Source organism: Agromyces cucurbitae (assembly GCF_058349945.1).
Genome location: NZ_JBYRES010000002.1, coordinates 534,947 through 552,850, shown reverse-complemented (window position 1 = coordinate 552,850; position 17,904 = coordinate 534,947). Strand labels below are relative to the sequence as shown.

Sequence of the window (17,904 nt, the reverse complement as noted above, 5' to 3'; positions counted from 1 at the left end):
TCGGTGTGAGAGATGGTGTTCCCAGCTTGTCGTGGACTTCCCAGCCGGGATTCGCGGGTGATCACCCGCTGCAGATGTCCCGACTCTACGGCAGCCGAATGAGAACGTGCTGGGAGATGACGAACGCCGCCGCAGCACGTGGCTGCGACGGCGTTCGGGGAGCCGGCGCCTCAGACGGCGCGGATGTTCTCCGCCTGCAGGCCCTTCGGGCCCTGTGCGACCTCGAACTCGACCCGCTGGCCGTCTTCGAGCGAGCGGTAGCCCGAGCCCGTGATCGCGCTGAAGTGCGCGAAGACGTCGGCCGAGCCGTCGTCGGGGGCGATGAAGCCGAAGCCCTTTTCGGCGTTGAACCACTTGACGGTTCCGGTTGCCATACTGCTGTCCTTCTGTCGTGCGGGCCGCACGTGCGACCCGATGCGATCGACTCTCGATCGCTGCTCGGGCGACGGGTGCCGCCCCAGCGAGGGGCGAGTGGCGGGGTTGCGCTCGCGCATCCGCCGGCTCGTATCGGGTCATGCCACGCGGATCGGTCCGCCTCCGGGCAATCAGATGGAGGCGCGGGCGTCTGCCCGCATGATGGAGGAATCAGTGAACGCAACCCTATCGGCTCAGGCGCGCGGGCACACCCGGTCGCGACCGGATCGTGACATTCGGCGTGATTTCGCGCATCACGGGCGGTTTCGCATTCTCAGGACACTCTGTGGAGAATCCAGCCCGCTCGCAGCGGATCGGGGGCACAATCGAGTCATGGATCGCCGCCCCCTCGGTCTCGTCGCTGCCGCGTACGCAGCGATCGTGCTGTGGGTGACGATCGGCCCGGCCCCCTGGCGCACCGCGAGCCACCAGGTCGACGGCGGCATCCTCAACCCCGACGCGTGGACGGCCTCGGTCACGTGGACGACGGGCTACATCGCCGAGATCGCGTTCAACGTGGCCCTCTTCATCCCCGTCGGGGCACTCGCCGCACTGCTCCTCTCCCGGCGGCTCTGGCCGCTCGCGATGCTCGCGGGGTTCGGCTTCGCGACGGTGATCGAGCTCATCCAACTGCCCGAGCCCGACCGCATCTCCGATCCCCGCGACCTCGTGATGAACACGGCCGGCACCGTCGTCGGCGTCGTGCTCGTGCAGACGGCCCGCATGGTGCGCCGCGCGGGCGCGGTGGCGGCGACCGAGGTGCTCTCCCCCACCGAGGCGATCGACGCCGCGTACGCGACGGGTGCGATCGACGCGCTGGTCGCGTTCGAGCCGGCCCGTTCGCACCTCGCGACCGGCACGGCGGCGTCGGCCCGGCACCACGAACCGGCACTCGCCGCCATGGGGAGTTCTGCCGATCGCGCGGCCTAGCGCGGCGACGTACACTCGGCGGGTGACCACCTCAGCCGCGCCCGCGAACGACCGGCGGCGCAGCGCGGGCTGGTACGACGACGAGGCGGATGCCTCGGCCATGCGTTACTGGGACGGTCGCGGGTGGACCCCGCACACGGTGCCGAAGCCGCTCGAACGGAACGGACTCGTGCTCGTGCCCGAGCCCGACGCGGAGCCCGACGTCTCCGACCCGGTGCTCGCGGCGCTCGCGGCACCCGCCGCAGCGGTCGAGCCGGTCTTCGCGACCGTGGTGCTGCCCACCCCCGAGCCGGCGTTCGCCGGGGTCCTCGCCGACGCCGCCGCCGAGCTCGACGCCGGCGTCACGCACACGGTGCGACTCGCCCCCGAGCACACGACGGTGCCGACGCCTGGCGGCGGCCCCGCGGCATCCGTCGCGGTCTCCGGCGCCCACCCCGCGAAGCCGCACGACGCGCTCTCGGGCGGCCAGGTCGCCCTGCTCGTGCTCGCGTCGCTCGCGGCCGGCGCCCTCACCCTGGCGGCGGTCTCGGCGATCGCCATGATGCTGTTCGGCTGATCGGGCCCGTCGGCCGCCACCCCTTGACAACCCGGCGCGCGCTCGCGAGAGTTCGAGCATCGAGGAAGAGGGGTCGATGACCACCTTCGGCATCGAGGAGGAGTTCGTCTTCCTCGACCCGCAGACGCTTCGTCCGGTCGACAAGGCCGACGAGGCCTTCGCGCACCTCGCCGCTGAGCCGGCGTGGCGCGCCGTCGCGCACCGCGAGTTCCTCGCCGCGCAGGTCGAGCACGCGTCGGTCGTGTTCGAGACGACCGACGCGGCGCAGGCCGCCCTCCTGGGTTTTCGCCGAGAGGTGGCGGCGGAGGCCCGCCGGTTCGGGGTGGTCGTCGCGAGCGTCGGCAGCCCGCCCGACGCCCTGCCGTTCCCGACCATCACCGACACCCCGCGGTACCGGCGCATCGTCGACGACATGCAGGGCGTCATCGCCGACCACCAGATCCAGGGCCTGCACGTGCACGTCGGCGTCGCCGATCGCGACCTCGCCGTGCGCGCACTCAACGCGACCCGCTCCTGGCTGCCGCTGCTCGCCTCGCTGACCGGCAACTCGCCGATCTGGCGCGGGTACGACACCGGTTACGAGAGCTGGCGCAACGTCGGCCTCCGCCGGTGGACGACGACCGGCGCTCCACCCGAGTTCGTCGACGCCGCCGACTACGACCGGCGGCTCGAACGGCTGATCGGCGTCGGCGGCACCGAGGACCGCGCCGTCGTCATGTGGACCGCCCGCCTGTCGTCGCACGTGCCGACGGTCGAGGTGCGGATCGCCGACGCCCAGCTCGAGGCGGGCGAGTCGGTGCTCGTCGCGGTGCTCTGCCGTGCCCTCGTCGACAGCGTCGTCGACCCCGTCGGCGGCACGGGCGCCGGCTCGGTGCTGCCCGATGCCGCTGCGGCACCGGGGCCCGAGCTGCTGAACGCCGCCCTCCTGCACGCGGCCCACCGGGGCCTGTCGACCACCGTGCTCGACCCAGTGCTCGGCGAGCTGCGGCCGGCCGTCGAGGTCGTCGAGCACGCGCTCGAGCTGCTGGCACCGGCGCTCGAGCGCAGCGGCGACGTCGAGTTCGTGCGCCGCGGGATCGACCGGCTGCTCGACCACGGCACGGGAGCGGCACGGCAGCGGGCCGCGTTCGCGGCAGCGGGGATGCCCGGGCTGCGCGAACTCTACGAGGCGACGTTCACCGTGGAGTGAGCGGTCGCTTCGCAGGTGCGGGTGCGGGTGCGGGTGCCGGTGCCGGTGCGGGTGCGGGTGCGGGTGCGGGTGCCGGGGTGCGGGGCGCGGTCCCGCACCCCGGCACGCGGGCTCATGCCTGCGCGGCGTCCGCCTCGGTCGTGAAGGACTCGCCGCGCGCGTCGCCGATCGCCTTCGCGAGAGCCTGCAGGCAACGCACGTCGCGTCGGGCGCCCGCGAAGTCGGAGCGCACCGGAGCACCGTCGCGGATCGAGCGCGCGAACGCGTCGAGCTGGCGCAGGAAGCCCGTCTCGAAGCCGTCGGTGTACGTCGTGTCGCGGCGCTCGAGGCCGTCGTGCCGTTCGACGCGGAGGCGGCTTCGCTCCTCGAGGAGGTAGGGCTTCGCGAGGTGGTACTCGAGCCGCCCGTCGGCGGCGAGCACCTTGAGCTCCTCGTCGTACTCGGGGTAGTCGGGGAGCCAGTTCCAGCTGAGGACGTAGCGCACATCGCCGACCGCGCCGGTCGCGAGCAGCGATGCGGGGTTCGCGGTCTCGAGCGCGGGGAAGGTCTCCGCCGACCACGTCTCGGGCAGCTCGAGGCCGAGGGCCCGCAGCAGGCTGAGCTCGTGCACGACCGAGCCGTTGAGCACGTTCCGGTAGTACCGCTGGACGAGGTCGGACGCGCCGGGCAGCGCGAGGCGGCCCTGCTCCGCCTCGTACGCCTGCGCGCGCTCGATCTCGGCGACGTCGGCGTCGGGCTGCGGCGGCGACATGCGCAGGTGGTCGACCTGGGGCAGGTCGTCGGGGTGCGCGACCGTGATGCGCACCAGGCGCACGTCGTGCAGCTCGTCGAGCTCGGCGCGCGCCCGCTCGGTGAGCGGGTCGTACATCTTCATGTAGCCGACCTGTGCGACGACGCCCGCCTCGGCCGCGGCGGCCTCGAGCTCGTCGATCTCCGCGAGCGTGAGCGCCAGCGGCTTCTCGGCGAGCACGTGCTTGCCCGCGCGGATCGCGGCGAGCGCGAGCTGGGCGTGCGAACCGGGCGTCGCGATGAGGACCGCCTCGACGTCGCTCGACGCGATCGCCTCGTCGGGCGATGTGGTGCCGGGGATGCCGGTGCGCGCCGTGACCTCGGCGACCCGCGACGGCGAAAGGTCGCATACGAGCACGATCTCGTAGCCGGCGCGCTGGAGCGTCGGGAGGTGGACGGACTGCGAGATGGTTCCGGCGCCGATCACGGCGATGCGGACGGGTGCGGTCATGCGGTTCTCTCTTCTCGGGGTGTGGTGTCGGCGAGCTCCCACGCGAGCACGGCGGCTCCGAGGAGTCCGGGGTTCGCGGGGACGGTGCTCGTGAGGATCGGCGGCGGCGAGGGCCTGCGGTTCGTCCGGAGCGCGTACTCGGCGAGCAGCGCGCGGCGGACGCGGGTGTCGGCGGAGCCGAGCCCGCCCGCGAGCACGAGCGCCGCCGGGTCGAGCACCGACACGAGTTGGGCGAGCGCCCTGCCGATGGCGCGACCCGCCGAGTCGACGATCGCTTCGGCGACGGCGTCGCCCGCGTCGGCGGCGAGGAGCACGCCACGGGCGCCGGGGGCGGGCGCCTCCCGGCTGCTCCGGGCCGCGTAACGATCGGCGATGCCGGTGCCGGAGGCGAAGCCCTCGAGGTTGCCCGACCAGTCGGGGTCGAGGTCGGCGGGAACGGCCCACTCGCCGAAGCCGATCGCCTCGCCGCGAGTGCCGTCGTGGATCGTGCCGCCGAGCACGATCGTCGTCGAGAGTCCGGTGCCGAGGGAGACGTAGACGAAGTCGTCGGTCTCGCGTCCGCGGCCGAGCGCCAGTTCGCCGCGGGCGCCGCACTTGACGTCGCTCGCGATGCGCACGGGGACGCCGGTCGCGAGCGACAGCGCCTGCTCGGGCTGCACGTCCCAGTCGAGCACCTCGTGGGCGGTGACTCGGCCGTCGTTCGCGACGTACTCGGGGAAGCCGGCGACGATCGCGCCCACCCTGAGGCCTCGCTGCTCGGCGCGCTCCAGGAGGGTACGGGCGAGGCCGACCGTCGCGACGAGGCCGGGATCGCGCCCCGCGGTCGAGACGAGGTGCTCGTCGACGAGTCCGAAGTCGGCGTCGACGAGCGCCCCGTGGGCCTTCGTGCCGCCCACGTCGAGCGCGAGCACCACCTCCGTCATCGACCGAGCCGTTCGGCCACCCAGTCGTGGTTGTGACGCTGGTCGCCGACGATGCGGCTCCAGGTGTCGATCGTCGCGGGGGCGCCGTCCTGCTCGACGACGATCCAACCCTCGTACCCGGTGGCGCCGAGTCGCGCGAGGAACTCGTCGAGCGGCCCGTCGCCGGCGCCGAGCGGCACCGAGACCTCGTCCCACCAGTCGTCGATGCGCTCGTTGCCGGAGGCGCGCGCCGCCTCGAGCACCGCGAGCCGGACGTCCTTGATGTGCACGTGGTTGACGCGGTGCGCCCACTCGCGCAGGTAGTCGACGGGGTCGGCACCGCCGAGCACGAAGTGCCCGGTGTCGAGGCAGAGGTCGATCGTCGTGCGCTCGAGCAGGATGTCGATCTCGGGCGCCTGCTCGACGTACGTGCCGAAGTGCGGGTGGAAGCTCGTGCGCAGGCCGGCCGAACGGGCGAGCTCGTCGGCGCGGTTCAGCCGCTCGATGGCGACATCCCACTGCGCGGGGCGCAGCCCGCGCTCGGCGTTCGGGCGGAACGGGTGCTCGATGATCGCGGGGTCGCCCTCGTCGGCGAGGATGGCGAGCCCGTCGCCGCCCGCCGCGGCGAGCTCGTCGAGCGTTCGCCGCATGCCCTCGAGGTCGGCGGCCATCACCTCGTCGGACAGGCTCAGGTGCAGCGGCACGTAGGCGCCGACCACCGCGAGGCCGTGGTCCGCGAACAGGGTCGCGGTCTCCTCGGGCGATCCGAAGAATCCGGGCGGGCCGAGCTCGCTGCCGGTGTATCCGGCCGCCGCCATCGCCGCGACGAGCTCGCGGGGCGTCGCCGCCAGCTTCGAGACATCCGCTCCCCCGTGGATGCCGAAGCTCACCGGTGCCGATCCGATACCCATCATCGTCCGTTCTCCGTTCGTCGTGCTCACGCGGCCGGCGCCTCGGCGAGGACCGCGGCCTCGTCGTCGTTCTCGTCGGGCGTCGACTCGCGATAGTAGTCGTCGGACTCGGGCACGAGAGAGGCCGAGCGGATGCGGATCCCGACGGCGTCGCCCTGCGTCGCCGCGACCGGACTCCGGTGGTCGACCTCGCACAGCGTGCCGTCGGCGAGCCGCAGGGCCGACCGGTAGCCACGACCGTGGTAGCTCGTCCGTGCGAGCGTGCCGCGCAGCTGCGCGTCCGCGTCGTCGACGAGATCGAGGTTCTCGGGCCGGAGCACGAGCTGTGCGCGTCCCGCCGCGCCGACGCTGCCGAACCGGGGCAGCGCGCCGGCCACGGGCAGATCGGGAGTGAACCCGCCGCGCCCGTCGCTCTCGCCGCCGAGCAGGGTGACGTGCCCGACGAACGAGGCCACGAAGGCCGTTCCGGGCGCCTCGTAGATCTCCTGCGGCGACCCGACCTGGTCGATGCGCCCGTCGTGCATGACCGCGACCTGGTCGCTCATCTCGAGCGCCTCCTCCTGGTCGTGCGTGACGTACACCGCGGTGATGCCCACCTCGCGCTGGAGCCGGAGCAGCTCCTGCCGCATCCCGATGCGCATCTTCGCGTCGAGGTTCGACAGCGGCTCGTCGAGCAGGAGCACGTTCGGGCGGAGCGCGAGTGCGCGCGCGATGGCGACGCGCTGCTGCTGGCCGCCCGAGAGCTGACCGGGGAAGGCGTCGGCGCGCGCTTCGAGCCCGACCATGCGCAGCGAGTCGAGGACGCGATCGATGATCGCCTCCTTGCCGAGCTTGCGCAGCTTGAGCCCGTACGCGACGTTGTCGCGGATGGTCATGTGCGGCCACAGGGCGTAGTTCTGGAACACGAATCCGATGTTCCGCTTCCAGGCCGGCATCTTCGCGATGTCCTTGCCGTCGAACGTCACCCGGCCGGTCGTCGCGTTCTCGAAGCCCGCGAGGATGCGCAGCAGTGTGGTCTTGCCGCAGCCGGACGGGCCGAGGAGGGTCGTGAACGAGCGCGCCTCCACCTCGAGGTCGACGCCCTTCAGCGCCACGTGCCCTGGGAACTCCTTGCTGACCGACTGGACGCCGACCGCGACTCCGTTGCCACGTTCCATTGCTCTCTCGCTTTCTCTAGACGCTCGTGACCGAGGCGAACTTCCGCCGCACGAAGTACAGGGGGATGTAGACGCTCAGCATCAGCACCACGGTCATCGCCGAGGCGACCCCGAAGGGGCTCGCGGGCTGCATCGCGTTCGTGAAGATGACGACCGTCATCGTGATGAACGGCACCGAGTAGAGCATCACGGTCGCGCTCAGTTCGGTGACCATCTGCAGGAAGCCGACGGTGCCGCCGGAGACGATCGCCGGTCGCACGAGCGGAACGGTCACCTGGCGGAAGGCGCGCATCGGTTTCGCCCCGACGCTCATCGCGGCCTCCTCGAGGGCCGGGTGGACCTGGGTGAGCGACGCCTCGATCGACTTCGTGACGTACGGGATGCGTCGGATGAAGTAGGCCAGCACGAGGATCGTCGCGGTGCCGGTGAGGATCAGCGGCCCGCTGCTGAAGGCCAGGATGAGGCCGATCGCGAGCACCGTGCCGGGAATGATGTACGGCACCATCGTGATGACGTTCAGGGCGGGGCTGAGCACGGCGTAGCGGCGACGGACGGTGAGGTAGGCGACGAGCACCGCGACGAACACGCAGATGATGCACGCGATGCCCGCGAGCAGGAGGCTCATGAGGATCACCTCGAGGTCCTCGTCGAACAGCTTCACGTAGTTGTCGAGCGTCGGCACCCAGTTGAGGATGCCCGCGCGCCAGGTGAGGAGGCTCGTGCCGACGACCACGAGGTGCGGCACGAACGAGATGCCGAAGACGATCGCGAGATAGCCGATCATGAGCACTCGCCGGGCACCGTGAACCGGCTGGAGCGGACGCCGTCGGCTGCTCACCGAGGCGTACGTGCGACGACGCAGCGCCCACTGCTGCAGGGCGAGCGCGATGCACGCCACGCCGAGCATCACGAGGCTGCCCGCCGACGCGATCGCCGGGTTCGTCGAGACCTCGGACATGAACTCGTAGTAGACCGCGGTCGGCAGCATCGGCGTGCCGCCGCCGATGATGAGCGGCGTGCCGAAGTCGGTGAAGATCTTCATGCTCGACATGTAGAACCCGGTGACGAGTGCGGGCACGGCCATCGGGAGGACGATGCGCAGGCGCGTCCGCCACGGGTTCGCGCCCACGCTCGAGGAGGCCTCGTCGAGGCTCGGGTCGATGGCCCGGAAGGCGTCGTAGGCGAGCAGGAAGACGAGCGCCTGCGTCGCCCAGATCGTCACCCAGACGATGCCGCCCGGCCCGATGATGCTGTCGAACGGCAGCTGGATGCCCCACTCGCGCAGCTGCGTCGTGAGGATGCCGCCGCGGCCGAGGAGCAGCACCCACGCATACGCGCCGAGGAACGGCGGCGAGACCGTCGCCATCGTGGCGAGCGTGAGGAAGCCGTGCCGGCCCGGCAGGTCGAACTGCGCCAGGAGGTACGCGGCGGGCACGGCGACGGCGCACGCGCACACGCCCGCGATCACGGCGATGACGAGCGAGTTGACGATCGCCTCCTGGAACCGCGGCGTCGTGAAGAACTCGACGAAGTTGGCGAACGAGAAGGCGCCGTCGTCGGTGAAGGCCTCGCCGACGAGCCGGAGCTGCGGGAGGACGATCGTCGAGGTGAGCAGCGCGAGCAGCCCGAGTGCGACGAGGAACCAGACGCTCGGGCGCCGGCTCGCCCGGGTCTTGGCGGGCGCGCTCGACGGGGGTGCGAGCGTCGCCTCGAGCGGTTCGATCCGCTCTTGGAGGTCGTTGCTGGTCATGAGGCACCGTTTCCGGCCGGGCCGGCCACGAGGGCCGGCCCGGCCTTGCGTGAGAGGGCTACTGGGCGTTCGCGAGCTTCTCGTCGAACTGCGTGAGCACGGCCTCCTTGTCGGTCGCGAAGACCGCCGGGTCGGGCGTGGCGAGGTTCAGGTCGGCCGCGTCGGGCAGGCCGGCCGGGGGTGCGACGTCGGTGCGAGCCGAGCGACGGCCGACCTCGTCGACCATGAGCTCCTGCGCCTCCTTCGACATCAGGAAGTTCACGAAGGTCTCGGCGGCCTTCGGGTGCTTGGCGCCCTCGATGACTGCGGCGACGCCGATCTGGTTCGAGACCGTGTCGCTCGGGTAGATCATCTCGATGGGCGCGCCCTCGTCGATCCAGGTCGACCCGAGGTCCTCGTTGATGAAGCCGACCGGGTATTCGCCCGTGCGCACGCCGTCGAACATCTGCGAGCTGCCGTCGACGACCTTCGCGTTGGGGAGGAAGTCGTCGAGGTAGTCCCAGTCGTACTCGGAGACCATCGCCGCGAGCAGCGAGTAGGAGGTGCCCGACGAGCGCGGGTTCGCGAAGGCGATGCCGCCGGCCTCGCCCCAGGCGGGGTCGAGGAGGTCCTCGAAGCTCTCGGGGTAGGTCGACTTGTCGGTGACGCGATCGGTGTTCACGGCGATGGCCTGGAAGAGCGCGTCGGTGGCGTGCCACTGGTGCTCGGGGTCCTGGGCGACCATGGCTGCGTCGTTGTCGAGCTCGACCGCGGCGAACGCGCCGTCGGCCGCAGCCTCGTAGTTCTCGTTGGAGCCACCCCAGGCGACGTCGCCGAGGGGGTTCTTCATCTCGCTCTCGACCCGGCTGATGAGTTCGCCCGTGCCCGGGCTGGCCGTGAGCGTCACCTTGATGTCGGGGTAGGCCTTCTCGAACGCCTCGATGATCGGGTCGGTGACCTCGGGGCCGGATGCGGCGTAGACGACGACTTCGCCGGACTCGGCCGAGTCCTCGCCGGTCGCGGGCTGCCCGCCGATGATGGCGCTGCAGCCGCTGAGGGCGAGCACAGCCGAGGCGGCGGCGATGCCGACCACGGCGAACTTCATGCGGTGCTTCATGATTCTCCTTCGTGCGTGTTGCGGGTGGTTTCGGGGACGAGCCGGACGAAGCTCGTGAGCGCTTCGAACGACTCGTGCGAGCGCCAGGCGGACGCCCAGTGCCTCGGGTCGTCGGAGCGGCGGTGCAGCTCGGCGCGGTAGGCGCCGACGACCGGGGCGTCGTCGACGATGCGCAACGTGGACTCGCCCGGCTCGACGTCGACCTGGTGCCACATGAGGCCGTCGCGCATGACGAAGAGGGCGCAGGGCACATCGACGCGGACGTCGACGACCACGTCGACGGGTCCGCCGTCCGACGGGATGGGGAGCGACTCGCCGAGGTGCGCCGCTCGGCCGCCGGCACGAAGGCGCAGGTCGAGGTCGGCGCCGCGCGTGACGACCGTGGCCGCCCGGCGCAGGCCGTCGAGCACCCCGTCGATGCTGCGTTCAGTCGCCCGCACCGCGGTGACGACCTGGCCGAGCCGCTGCGCCGGATCGGCGAGGTCGTGGCAGTCCGTCCCCGCGACCGGGGCGACGTCGTGGCCTGCACCGAGCAGGCGGTCCCAGAGGCCGATGGCCGCATCGTTGTTCGCGTCCTGGCCCTGGTTCACGACCTCGAGCAGGTCGACCTCCGACCACGCGACATCCGACCGGCGCCAGGCCTGCTGGCCGCTGAACGGGTGGTTCACCCCGAACAGGCCGCCCTGCCGGTGGACCTCGGCGACGAGCGTGCCGCAATCGTGCTCGGGGCGGTCGACGTACACGTCGACCCAGTCCCTGAGCCCGTGCAGGTTGCCGTGCCCGCGATGGGTCGTCAGCTCGATCGAGGGCAGCACGATCGGTCCGCCCGCCTCCGCCGCCGCTTCTGCGCCCGGGCGCCAGTGACTCCAGGTGAAGTGGTCGCTGAGCGCGAGGAAGTCGAACGAACGGGCGCGAGCCTCGGCGAGGATGCCCTCCACGGAGTCGCGACCGTCGCTGTGCACCGAATGGCAGTGCAGTTCGCCCCGCAGCCAGACGGCCCCGGATTCGTCGTCGGTGCGCGCGGGCAGGTGCGCCGCTTCGCCGTGTGCGGCAGGCGCCGCCGAACCGTGCGGCACCTCCGGGTCGTCGACGAGCGATTGCCGCGCCTTCCCCGAACCGGCGACGAGCCTGAGCTCGTAGGGGCCCGCCTCACGGAAGCGATCGAGGTCGAGGCGCAGCATCCACGCCCCCGCCCTGATGGGGCCGGCGATGCAGCCGGGGCTCGCCCACCCGGTCGCAACCGAGAAGCGCAGTTCGCGCGGACCGGGCCCGCCGGGGCACTGCACGTGCCCGCGGAACACGCCGTCGGGGTCGATCAGCGCTGCGTAGAGCTGAAAGCGATCGGTGACCTTGTCGTAGTCGAGCTCGACCCGCAGCTCTTCGACCCCCTCGGGCACCTCGACGAGCCGGTCGACGTATTCGACGCCGAGCGGCGGGCGCAGCACCTCGTCGGTGGCGAACAGCACGACGTCGGAACGACCGTCGGGGGATACGGGGTTCATGATGCTTCCTTGGATCGGGGGTGCGCGAGCGCGAGTCCCATCCTCGCCTCTGTGATGTCCGAATGTCAATTTGACAGGACAATCATGACCAGGCGGGATCGCCGGTCACGCCACTGCCGGGTCGAACGTGCCGACGCCCGCCGCCGCACGGTCGGCGACGATGAGCCCGTCGGCGCACTCCGCGATGACCGTGGCCGGCCATTCGGGGTCGTAGGCCGCGGCCGTCGAGATGCGGCCGAACGCGACCCGCTTCTCCGCCGAGGTGATGATCATGATCGCGCTGCGGGAGAGGCTCGCGATCGTGCCGATGCCGACCGTCACGCCGTGCGTGGGCACCGCGTCGAGGTCGCCGAACTCGGGGAACGTGCCGAGGTTGTCGCGCCGGGTCTGCTCGGCGAGGCGCACGATGCGGCTGCCGCTGTCTCGGTCGGAGCCCTGCGGGTTGAAGGCGACGTGCCCGTCGCCCGCGCCGCTCGCCAGGAGGAAGCAGTCGATGCCGCCCGCGTCGCGAAGGGTCGCGTCGTACGCCTCGGGCGCCGTGGTGTCGGGCTCGAGAATCCGGTCGGGCGTGATGCCCTCGTCGGACGCCGACGCGTTCAGCGGTGCGACGACCTCCTCGCGCACGAATCGCCGGCAGCTGTTGTGCGCGTCGAGATCGACGTTGCGGAAGCCGCCGTCGACCTCGATGACGTAGTCGTCCATGAGCGCGATGCGCACGTGCGAGAGCGGCATCCCCCGTTCCGCGACGATCCGCGCGAGTGCGCGGTACGACTTGAGCGGGGTGCGTCCGCTCGGGCAGCCGAGCATGTAGGGCGCTCCGGCCTCGCGCGCCGCTTCGATGCCGTCCGCGATGCGGGTGGCGACGAAATCGGCGACGGCGTCGTCATCGGGCAGGACGAGGGTCTCGGCGATGGCGGTCATCGGTCTCCTTTCAGTGGGCGCGATCGCCCTCCGATGGGCGCGGCGCCGGGCATCGGATCGCTCCGACTCGAGAGCGAAGTTTGTCTTGACAAACCTCGGGTGCATTGGCGATGGTAGCCGTTGACGGCCGACTGGTCTACCAACTGGACTAATTGGTCTCATCATGACACGATGTCGACGTCCGCGGCGCCAATGGCGACAGCCGAAAAGCGACGGGCGTTCCACCCCATCCCCCGGCATTCCTGCCGAACCGCCCCGCGAGCGGCACCGCGCCGCATCGGGAAAGGAACCTCATGAGTACTCGTCGAACCCGATTCATCGGCGCCGCCGCGGCCCTCGCCGCGGTGTCGCTCGGCCTGGCCGCCTGCAGCGCGCCGGGCGGCGGCCAGAGCGCCGAGTCCGCGCCGGTCGAGGAGATCACCGCTCCCGTCACGCCCGAGCAGGTGGCCGAGCTCGGCGACGTCACGCTCAGCGTCTGGGCCGACCAGGGCGAGCAGGACTTCATGGACCAGTTGATCCCCGCCTACGAGGCCGAGTTCCCGAACGTGAAGGTCGACGTCCAGTTCAAGAGCTTCAACGACCTCACCGCGACCGTGCTCAACGCCATGAACTCGGCCGATGCCCCCGACGTGACCCAGGGCAACCAGGGCTGGGCGACCGACGGCGCGCTCGTCAAGGCGGGGCTCATCCGCCCGCTCGACGACGTCGCCGACGCGTACGGCTACCGCGAGGCGGCCGGTGACGCGATCACGCAGCTGCAGTGGTCGGAGGACGGCAGCTCGTTCGGCTCGGGCTCGGTCTACGGCATGTCGCCCGACAACCAGATGGTCGGCGTGTTCTCGAACCGCGAGAAGCTCGAGCAGCTCGGCCTCGAGACGCCTCGCACCCTCGATGAGCTCGAGGCGGCGTTCGCCGCGGCGAAGGCCGCGGGCGAGACCCCGCTCGTGCTCGGCAACTCCGACAAGGCGTCGGCCATGCAGACGTTCTCCATCCTGCAGGGCGCGCTGACGCCGGCCGCCGACACCCGTTCGTGGATCACCGGCGCCGCGGGATCGGACTTCGCCGTCGACACCAACGCGGAGGCGCTCGACCGGTTCAGCGACTGGGTCGCGAAGGGCTACGTCTCCGCCGGCTACGACGGCACGAGCCCGGATGACGCGGCCGCGGCGTTCGCGGGCGGCGACGGCGTCTTCTTCATCGGCGGCAACTGGTACGCCGGCACCATCTCGGACGGCGAGGTCTTCGACTTCTCCTCGGGCCTCGACGACGGCGACCACGCGTCGAGCGGATCGTTCGGCATGCCGTGGCACGTGAGCTCGAAGTCGGACGCCTCGCTCGCCGCGATCGCCTTCGTCGGCATGGTGAACTCGGCCGACTCGGCCGCGATGCTGGCCGAGACGCACCGGGTGCCGATCCAGGCCGTCGACGCCTCGGGCGACGACGCGATGTTCGGCGACCTGCTCGCCGCCTCCGCCGAGCAGCTCGACGGTGCCGGCCCCCTGTACTGGTACGACTGGGCGACCGACACCATGTTCGACACCTTCACGAGCGGGCTGCAGGAGGTGCTCGCCGGACGCGAGTCGTCGGCGGCGCTGCTCGATCGGGTGCAGTCCGACTGGGACGAATTCCACAACGAGTGAACCTCGCGGGGCGGGCCTCGACCCGCCCCGCCGACCCCTGCCCGCCCACCCGGAGACCTCATGACGACCACCACGGCCCCGCGACTCACCTCGTCGCCACCGGCGTCCCCGCGCGACGTGCGCCCCCGGCGGCGACCGCTCCTCCGCCGCTACGACTGGGACGCCTACCTCTACCTCCTGCCCGCCTTCGCGTTCTACCTCGTGTTCCTCGTGCGCCCGGTGGTGGAGTCGGTCTGGATCGCACTGTTCGAGTGGGACGGCATCACGTCGAGCACCTGGGTCGGCGGCGAGAACTTCGCCGACGTGCTCGGCGACCCCCTGATCTGGCAGGCGACGCTGCACTCGCTCGTCTTCGTCGTCTTCTACGCCTTCCTGCCCACGGCGATCGCGCTGCTCGTGGTCGGCGTCATCGCGCGGATCCGCGTGCGCGGCCTCGCGACTTTCCGCGCCATCCTGTTCGTGCCCTACATCCTCTCCTCGGTCGTCGTGGCGATCTCGTGGCGCTGGATCTTCGCCGAAGACGGGCCGCTCAACACCGCGCTCCGTGCGATCGGCCTCGGCGGGCTCGCCCGCGCGTGGCTGGGCGACTTCACGACCGCACTGCCCTCGGTGGGCGTGATCGGCACCTGGGTGATGTTCGGGCTCGCATTCGTGCTCTTCGTGAGCGGGCTGCAGAACATCCCCGCCGAGCAGTTCGAGGCCGCCCGGCTCGACGGCGCCGGCCCCGTCCGCGAGTTCTTCGCGGTCACGCTCCCCTCGCTCCGCGGTGAGATCCAGGTCGCCCTCGTGCTCATGATCACGGCCGCGCTGCGCAACTTCGACATCGTCTGGAACACCACCGCCGGCGGCCCCGGCACCTCGACGACCGTCCCGTCGTACTACATCTACCGAGAGGCGTTCGTCACGCACCACGTGGGCCGGGCCTCGGCCATCGCCGTCGTGCTCACCGTCCTCATCTTCGCGATCGTCGGCGCCGTCATGTGGCTCACCCGCGACCGCGACGCGACCGACGCCGCAGGAGGCGCCCGATGAGAATCCGCCGCTCCGAGCAAGTCCTCGGCCACGTGCTCCTGATCATCGGGGCCCTGATGGCGCTGCTCCCCTTCCTCTCGATCCTGCTGCTCGCGCTCACCCCCGAGGGCCAGCGCGCGGGCGGCGGCACCCCGTCGAGCCTCACGCTCGACAACTTCGCCACCGCGTGGACGCGCGGCGGCTTCGGCCAGGCGCTGTGGTCGTCGCTCATCGTCGCGGTCGCCGTGGTGGCCGGTGCGAGCCTCGTCTCGGTGCTCGCCGGCTACGCGTTCTCGACGATGCGGTTCCCCGGGCGCCTGCTCCTGCTCGGCGTGCTGCTGGTGGGGCTCGTCATGCCCTACGAGGGCATCATCGTGCCCCTGTACTACCTGCTCGACGGCATGGGACTGCTGAACACCTACTGGGCGCTCATCCTGCCGCAGATCGCCACGTCGGTCTCGCTCGGCGTCCTCTGGATGCGCACGGCGTACGCGAACGTGCCGCGATCGCTCGGCGAGGCGGCGTCGATCGACGGGGCGAACCGCTGGACCACCCTGTGGCGCGTGCACCTGCCGGTCTCCACCCCGGCCATCGCGACGCTCGGCACGCTGCTGTTCCTCTACACCTGGAACGAGTTCCTGATGGCCCTCGTGCTCGTGCCGCAGAACCCAGACGTGCAGACGGCGCCCCTCGCCCTCTCGTTCTTCGCCGGCAGCACGCGCAACTTCGACCCCTCGGTCACGGCCGCCGCCGCCGTGATCGTCGCCGTGCCGATCCTCGTCGTCTACGCGATCTTCCAGCGCCGGTTCATCACCGGCGTCGTCGCCGGGGCGGTCAAGGAATGACGCTCCGCGAAATCACCGGCACGCCCGGGGCATGCTTGACCGGGCGCGCCGGCACTCGTCAGGATTGGGGCGCCGACGCCCTCGCCGAGGACATCCGCACCGGCCGCCGAGCGACCGGACCCCGCCCGCTGAACCTGGAGACTCGGCCACGATGACGCAGAGCGCTGCCGAAGCCCCTCGCCGCCACCTCGGACCGACCGCAGCCCGTGCCCGCGACGCCGTGCGCGAGCTCATCGACACCGGGGTGTTCGAGCCGGGGCAGAAGCTGCCGGGCGAGCGCGAGCTCGCCGAGCGGGTCGCAGTCAGCCGCGTCGTGCTCCGAGAGGCGCTCGCGTCGCTCGAGCACGAGGGCCTGCTCGAGAGCTCGCCGTGGCGGGGGTGGTTCGTGACCCTCCCGCATATGGCCGAGCGCGTCGCACTGCAGTCGTTCAGCGAGATGGCGGCCGCGCGCGGGCTGGTGCCCGGCGCCCGGGTGGGCTTCTCCACCGTTCGTGCCGCGACCCTCAGCGAGGCGCGAGCGCTCGCCCTCGCCCCGGCCTCGCCCGTGCTCGAGGTGCACCGCGTGCGCACCCTCGACGAGATGCCGGTGTGCTACGACGTCGCCATCATCCCCGTGCAGCGCGCCGGCGGCCTCGAGGCCTCGATGCTCGAGGACGCCTCGCTCTACGCGACCCTCGAGTCCGTCAGCGGCGTGCGCATCGTGCGGAGCGACTACACCGTGCGCGCCGAGCCCGCGATGGCCGAGATCGCGAGCGCCCTCGGCATCCCCGAAGGCGCCCCCGTCCTCGTCGGCGAGGAGACGGCGTCCGAGCTGTCCGGAACGCCGATCCTGCTCGGTCGTGCCACGTACCGGCACGACGCCTACGAGTTCCAGGCGACGCTGTACCGCCCGCAATCGGGCGAGTGAGCCGACGGCCCTCCGCGCGGGCGGCCGCTCAGCTCGGCCGGCGGCGCGGCGGCACCCGGTGGCGCGCCGTGACCTCGAACGTGCGCTGCAGCGGCTCGGCGACCGCGTCGCCGTGGCGCTGCGCGACCCGCACGAACAAGAAGTCGACGACCGCGAGCTGGGCGATGCGGCTCGACATCGCGCCCATGCGGTAGCTCGACTCGCGCGCGTGGGTCGTGAGCACGAAGTCGGCCGCGTCGGCGACGGGCGACTCGGGCGAGTTCGTGATCGCGACGGTCGTCGCACCCGCTTCGCGGGCGACCTCGAGCGCGTGGTTCGTCTCGGCGGTGAGGCCCGAGTGCGAGATGCCGATCGCGACGTCGCCCGGCTTGCGCAGGGCGGCCGAGACGAGCGCGAGGTGCACGTCGACCGAGCAGAACGCCGAGATGCCGATGCGGGCGAGCTTCTGCTGCAGGTCCTGGGCGGTGAGCCCGCTCGAGCCGAAGCCGTAGAGGTCGACGTGGGCGCCCGCGACGATCGCGTCGACGACGGCGTCGAGCACGGTCGTGTCGAGCCCCTCGACGGTCTGCTCGATCGCGAGCACCTCGTGGAAGGCGATCTTCGCGACGACGTCGGCCGCCGAGTCGTCGGGGTCGATGTCGGCGTTCGCGAGCCCGAACCGGTCGCGTTCGGCGGCCTCGCGGCTGACGGCGCTCGCGACCTCCATGCGGAACTCGCGGTACCCCGAGTAGCCGAGCGTCTGGCAGAACCGGGCGACGGTCGAGAGCGAGGTGCCGCAGACGCCCGCGAGCTCGGTGATGGTGAGGTCGACCACGAGCGTCGGGTCGGCGATGATCGCCTCGGCGACGCGCGCCTCGGAGGAGCTCAGGCGCGGCAGCGCCTCGCGTACGGAGGAGAGCACGTTCGCCGACATCGCCGTTCCGGTTCCCTTAC

17 protein-coding genes are annotated in these 17,904 nt (G+C 71.6%); 7 read left to right on the top strand and 10 right to left on the bottom strand.

Annotated elements, in window-relative coordinates; translation table 11 throughout:
* Positions 1-170 precede the first annotated feature (170 nt).
* Positions 171-374: a cold-shock protein gene (locus AC3RJ6_RS09365; protein WP_231429943.1), complete on the bottom strand. Its 204-nt coding sequence runs from the start codon at positions 372-374 to the stop codon at positions 171-173.
* Between the two features lie 373 nt (positions 375-747).
* On the opposite strand from AC3RJ6_RS09365, the gene AC3RJ6_RS09360 reads away from it, so the two are divergent.
* From AC3RJ6_RS09360 to AC3RJ6_RS09350, 3 genes are all read left to right on the top strand, one after another.
* A complete protein-coding gene (locus tag AC3RJ6_RS09360) occupies positions 748-1,344 on the top strand; it encodes a VanZ family protein (protein WP_491426778.1) in 597 nt (198 codons plus the stop codon).
* A 22-nt stretch (positions 1,345-1,366) separates the two neighbouring features.
* Positions 1,367-1,900 carry a DUF2510 domain-containing protein gene (locus tag AC3RJ6_RS09355; RefSeq protein WP_491426777.1) on the top strand — a complete coding sequence of 178 codons (534 nt, stop codon included), beginning with the start codon at positions 1,367-1,369 and terminating at the stop codon, positions 1,898-1,900.
* A 76-nt stretch (positions 1,901-1,976) separates the two neighbouring features.
* Complete coding sequence (locus AC3RJ6_RS09350; RefSeq protein WP_491426775.1) at positions 1,977-3,089, top strand: carboxylate-amine ligase; 1,113 nt, start codon at positions 1,977-1,979, stop codon at positions 3,087-3,089.
* A 112-nt stretch (positions 3,090-3,201) separates the two neighbouring features.
* Here AC3RJ6_RS09350 and AC3RJ6_RS09345 read toward each other — a convergent pair whose 3' ends face one another.
* The 8 genes from AC3RJ6_RS09345 to AC3RJ6_RS09310 all read right to left on the bottom strand — a co-directional run bounded on the left by AC3RJ6_RS09345 (position 3,202) and on the right by AC3RJ6_RS09310 (position 12,568).
* Complete coding sequence (locus AC3RJ6_RS09345) at positions 3,202-4,329, bottom strand: Gfo/Idh/MocA family oxidoreductase (RefSeq protein WP_491426774.1); 1,128 nt, start codon at positions 4,327-4,329, stop codon at positions 3,202-3,204.
* Entirely contained in the window at positions 4,326-5,252 is a 927-nt protein-coding gene (locus AC3RJ6_RS09340) for an ROK family protein (RefSeq protein WP_491426772.1), read from the bottom strand. The genes AC3RJ6_RS09345 and AC3RJ6_RS09340 overlap by 4 nt, the downstream gene beginning before the upstream one ends.
* On the bottom strand, positions 5,249-6,145 hold the full coding sequence (locus AC3RJ6_RS09335; RefSeq protein WP_491426771.1) for a TIM barrel protein: 897 nt from the start codon (positions 6,143-6,145) through the stop codon (positions 5,249-5,251). Before AC3RJ6_RS09335 ends, AC3RJ6_RS09340 begins: the two co-directional genes overlap by 4 nt.
* 23 nt (positions 6,146-6,168) lie before the next feature.
* Complete coding sequence (locus AC3RJ6_RS09330; protein ID WP_491426769.1) at positions 6,169-7,299, bottom strand: ABC transporter ATP-binding protein; 1,131 nt, start codon at positions 7,297-7,299, stop codon at positions 6,169-6,171.
* A gap of 16 nt (positions 7,300-7,315) precedes the next feature.
* On the bottom strand, positions 7,316-9,049 hold the full coding sequence (locus AC3RJ6_RS09325) for an ABC transporter permease (RefSeq protein WP_491426767.1): 1,734 nt from the start codon (positions 9,047-9,049) through the stop codon (positions 7,316-7,318).
* A gap of 58 nt (positions 9,050-9,107) precedes the next feature.
* On the bottom strand, positions 9,108-10,145 hold the full coding sequence (locus tag AC3RJ6_RS09320; protein ID WP_491426765.1) for an extracellular solute-binding protein: 1,038 nt from the start codon (positions 10,143-10,145) through the stop codon (positions 9,108-9,110).
* The gene (locus AC3RJ6_RS09315) at positions 10,142-11,647 is read right to left on the bottom strand and encodes a CehA/McbA family metallohydrolase (RefSeq protein WP_491426763.1); all 1,506 of its coding nucleotides are present in this window, start codon (positions 11,645-11,647) and stop codon (positions 10,142-10,144) included. The genes AC3RJ6_RS09320 and AC3RJ6_RS09315 overlap by 4 nt, the downstream gene beginning before the upstream one ends.
* 105 nt (positions 11,648-11,752) lie before the next feature.
* Complete coding sequence (locus tag AC3RJ6_RS09310) at positions 11,753-12,568, bottom strand: 6-phosphogluconolactonase (protein ID WP_491426761.1); 816 nt, start codon at positions 12,566-12,568, stop codon at positions 11,753-11,755.
* 293 nt (positions 12,569-12,861) lie between these two features.
* Here AC3RJ6_RS09310 and AC3RJ6_RS09305 point away from each other — a divergent pair, with 293 nt between their 5' ends.
* From AC3RJ6_RS09305 to AC3RJ6_RS09290, 4 genes are all read left to right on the top strand, one after another.
* Positions 12,862-14,208 carry an ABC transporter substrate-binding protein gene (locus tag AC3RJ6_RS09305; protein ID WP_491426759.1) on the top strand — a complete coding sequence of 449 codons (1,347 nt, stop codon included), beginning with the start codon at positions 12,862-12,864 and terminating at the stop codon, positions 14,206-14,208.
* 60 nt (positions 14,209-14,268) lie between these two features.
* On the top strand, positions 14,269-15,240 hold the full coding sequence (locus tag AC3RJ6_RS09300) for a carbohydrate ABC transporter permease (protein ID WP_491426758.1): 972 nt from the start codon (positions 14,269-14,271) through the stop codon (positions 15,238-15,240).
* Positions 15,237-16,064, top strand: coding sequence for a carbohydrate ABC transporter permease (locus AC3RJ6_RS09295; protein ID WP_491426757.1), 828 nt, complete (start codon positions 15,237-15,239; stop codon positions 16,062-16,064). Before AC3RJ6_RS09300 ends, AC3RJ6_RS09295 begins: the two co-directional genes overlap by 4 nt.
* Before the next feature lie 151 nt (positions 16,065-16,215).
* Positions 16,216-16,971 (top strand): GntR family transcriptional regulator, encoded by a 756-nt coding sequence (locus AC3RJ6_RS09290; RefSeq protein WP_491426755.1) that lies wholly within the window; start codon positions 16,216-16,218, stop codon positions 16,969-16,971.
* Between the two features lie 28 nt (positions 16,972-16,999).
* Here the strand turns inward: AC3RJ6_RS09290 and AC3RJ6_RS09285 are convergent, their stop codons facing one another.
* Positions 17,000-17,884 carry a MurR/RpiR family transcriptional regulator gene (locus AC3RJ6_RS09285; RefSeq protein WP_491426753.1) on the bottom strand — a complete coding sequence of 295 codons (885 nt, stop codon included), beginning with the start codon at positions 17,882-17,884 and terminating at the stop codon, positions 17,000-17,002.
* Between the last annotated feature and the right edge of the window lie 20 nt (positions 17,885-17,904).

What these genes read in the sequence shown, in the direction of transcription:
- AC3RJ6_RS09365 (WP_231429943.1), bottom strand. Translation starts at nt 374, where the DNA reads ATGGCAACCGGAACCGTCAAGTGGTTCAACGCCGAAAAGGGCTTCGGC.
- AC3RJ6_RS09360 (WP_491426778.1), top strand. Translation starts at nt 748, where the DNA reads ATGGATCGCCGCCCCCTCGGTCTCGTCGCTGCCGCGTACGCAGCGATC.
- AC3RJ6_RS09350 (WP_491426775.1), top strand. Translation starts at nt 1,977, where the DNA reads ATGACCACCTTCGGCATCGAGGAGGAGTTCGTCTTCCTCGACCCGCAG.
- AC3RJ6_RS09345 (WP_491426774.1), bottom strand. Translation starts at nt 4,329, where the DNA reads ATGACCGCACCCGTCCGCATCGCCGTGATCGGCGCCGGAACCATCTCG.
- AC3RJ6_RS09340 (WP_491426772.1), bottom strand. Translation starts at nt 5,252, where the DNA reads ATGACGGAGGTGGTGCTCGCGCTCGACGTGGGCGGCACGAAGGCCCAC.
- AC3RJ6_RS09335 (WP_491426771.1), bottom strand. Translation starts at nt 6,145, where the DNA reads ATGATGGGTATCGGATCGGCACCGGTGAGCTTCGGCATCCACGGGGGA.
- AC3RJ6_RS09330 (WP_491426769.1), bottom strand. Translation starts at nt 7,299, where the DNA reads ATGGAACGTGGCAACGGAGTCGCGGTCGGCGTCCAGTCGGTCAGCAAG.
- AC3RJ6_RS09325 (WP_491426767.1), bottom strand. Translation starts at nt 9,049, where the DNA reads ATGACCAGCAACGACCTCCAAGAGCGGATCGAACCGCTCGAGGCGACG.
- AC3RJ6_RS09320 (WP_491426765.1), bottom strand. Translation starts at nt 10,145, where the DNA reads ATGAAGCACCGCATGAAGTTCGCCGTGGTCGGCATCGCCGCCGCCTCG.
- AC3RJ6_RS09315 (WP_491426763.1), bottom strand. Translation starts at nt 11,647, where the DNA reads ATGAACCCCGTATCCCCCGACGGTCGTTCCGACGTCGTGCTGTTCGCC.
- AC3RJ6_RS09310 (WP_491426761.1), bottom strand. Translation starts at nt 12,568, where the DNA reads ATGACCGCCATCGCCGAGACCCTCGTCCTGCCCGATGACGACGCCGTC.
- AC3RJ6_RS09305 (WP_491426759.1), top strand. Translation starts at nt 12,862, where the DNA reads ATGAGTACTCGTCGAACCCGATTCATCGGCGCCGCCGCGGCCCTCGCC.
- AC3RJ6_RS09300 (WP_491426758.1), top strand. Translation starts at nt 14,269, where the DNA reads ATGACGACCACCACGGCCCCGCGACTCACCTCGTCGCCACCGGCGTCC.
- AC3RJ6_RS09295 (WP_491426757.1), top strand. Translation starts at nt 15,237, where the DNA reads ATGAGAATCCGCCGCTCCGAGCAAGTCCTCGGCCACGTGCTCCTGATC.
- AC3RJ6_RS09290 (WP_491426755.1), top strand. Translation starts at nt 16,216, where the DNA reads ATGACGCAGAGCGCTGCCGAAGCCCCTCGCCGCCACCTCGGACCGACC.
- AC3RJ6_RS09285 (WP_491426753.1), bottom strand. Translation starts at nt 17,884, where the DNA reads ATGTCGGCGAACGTGCTCTCCTCCGTACGCGAGGCGCTGCCGCGCCTG.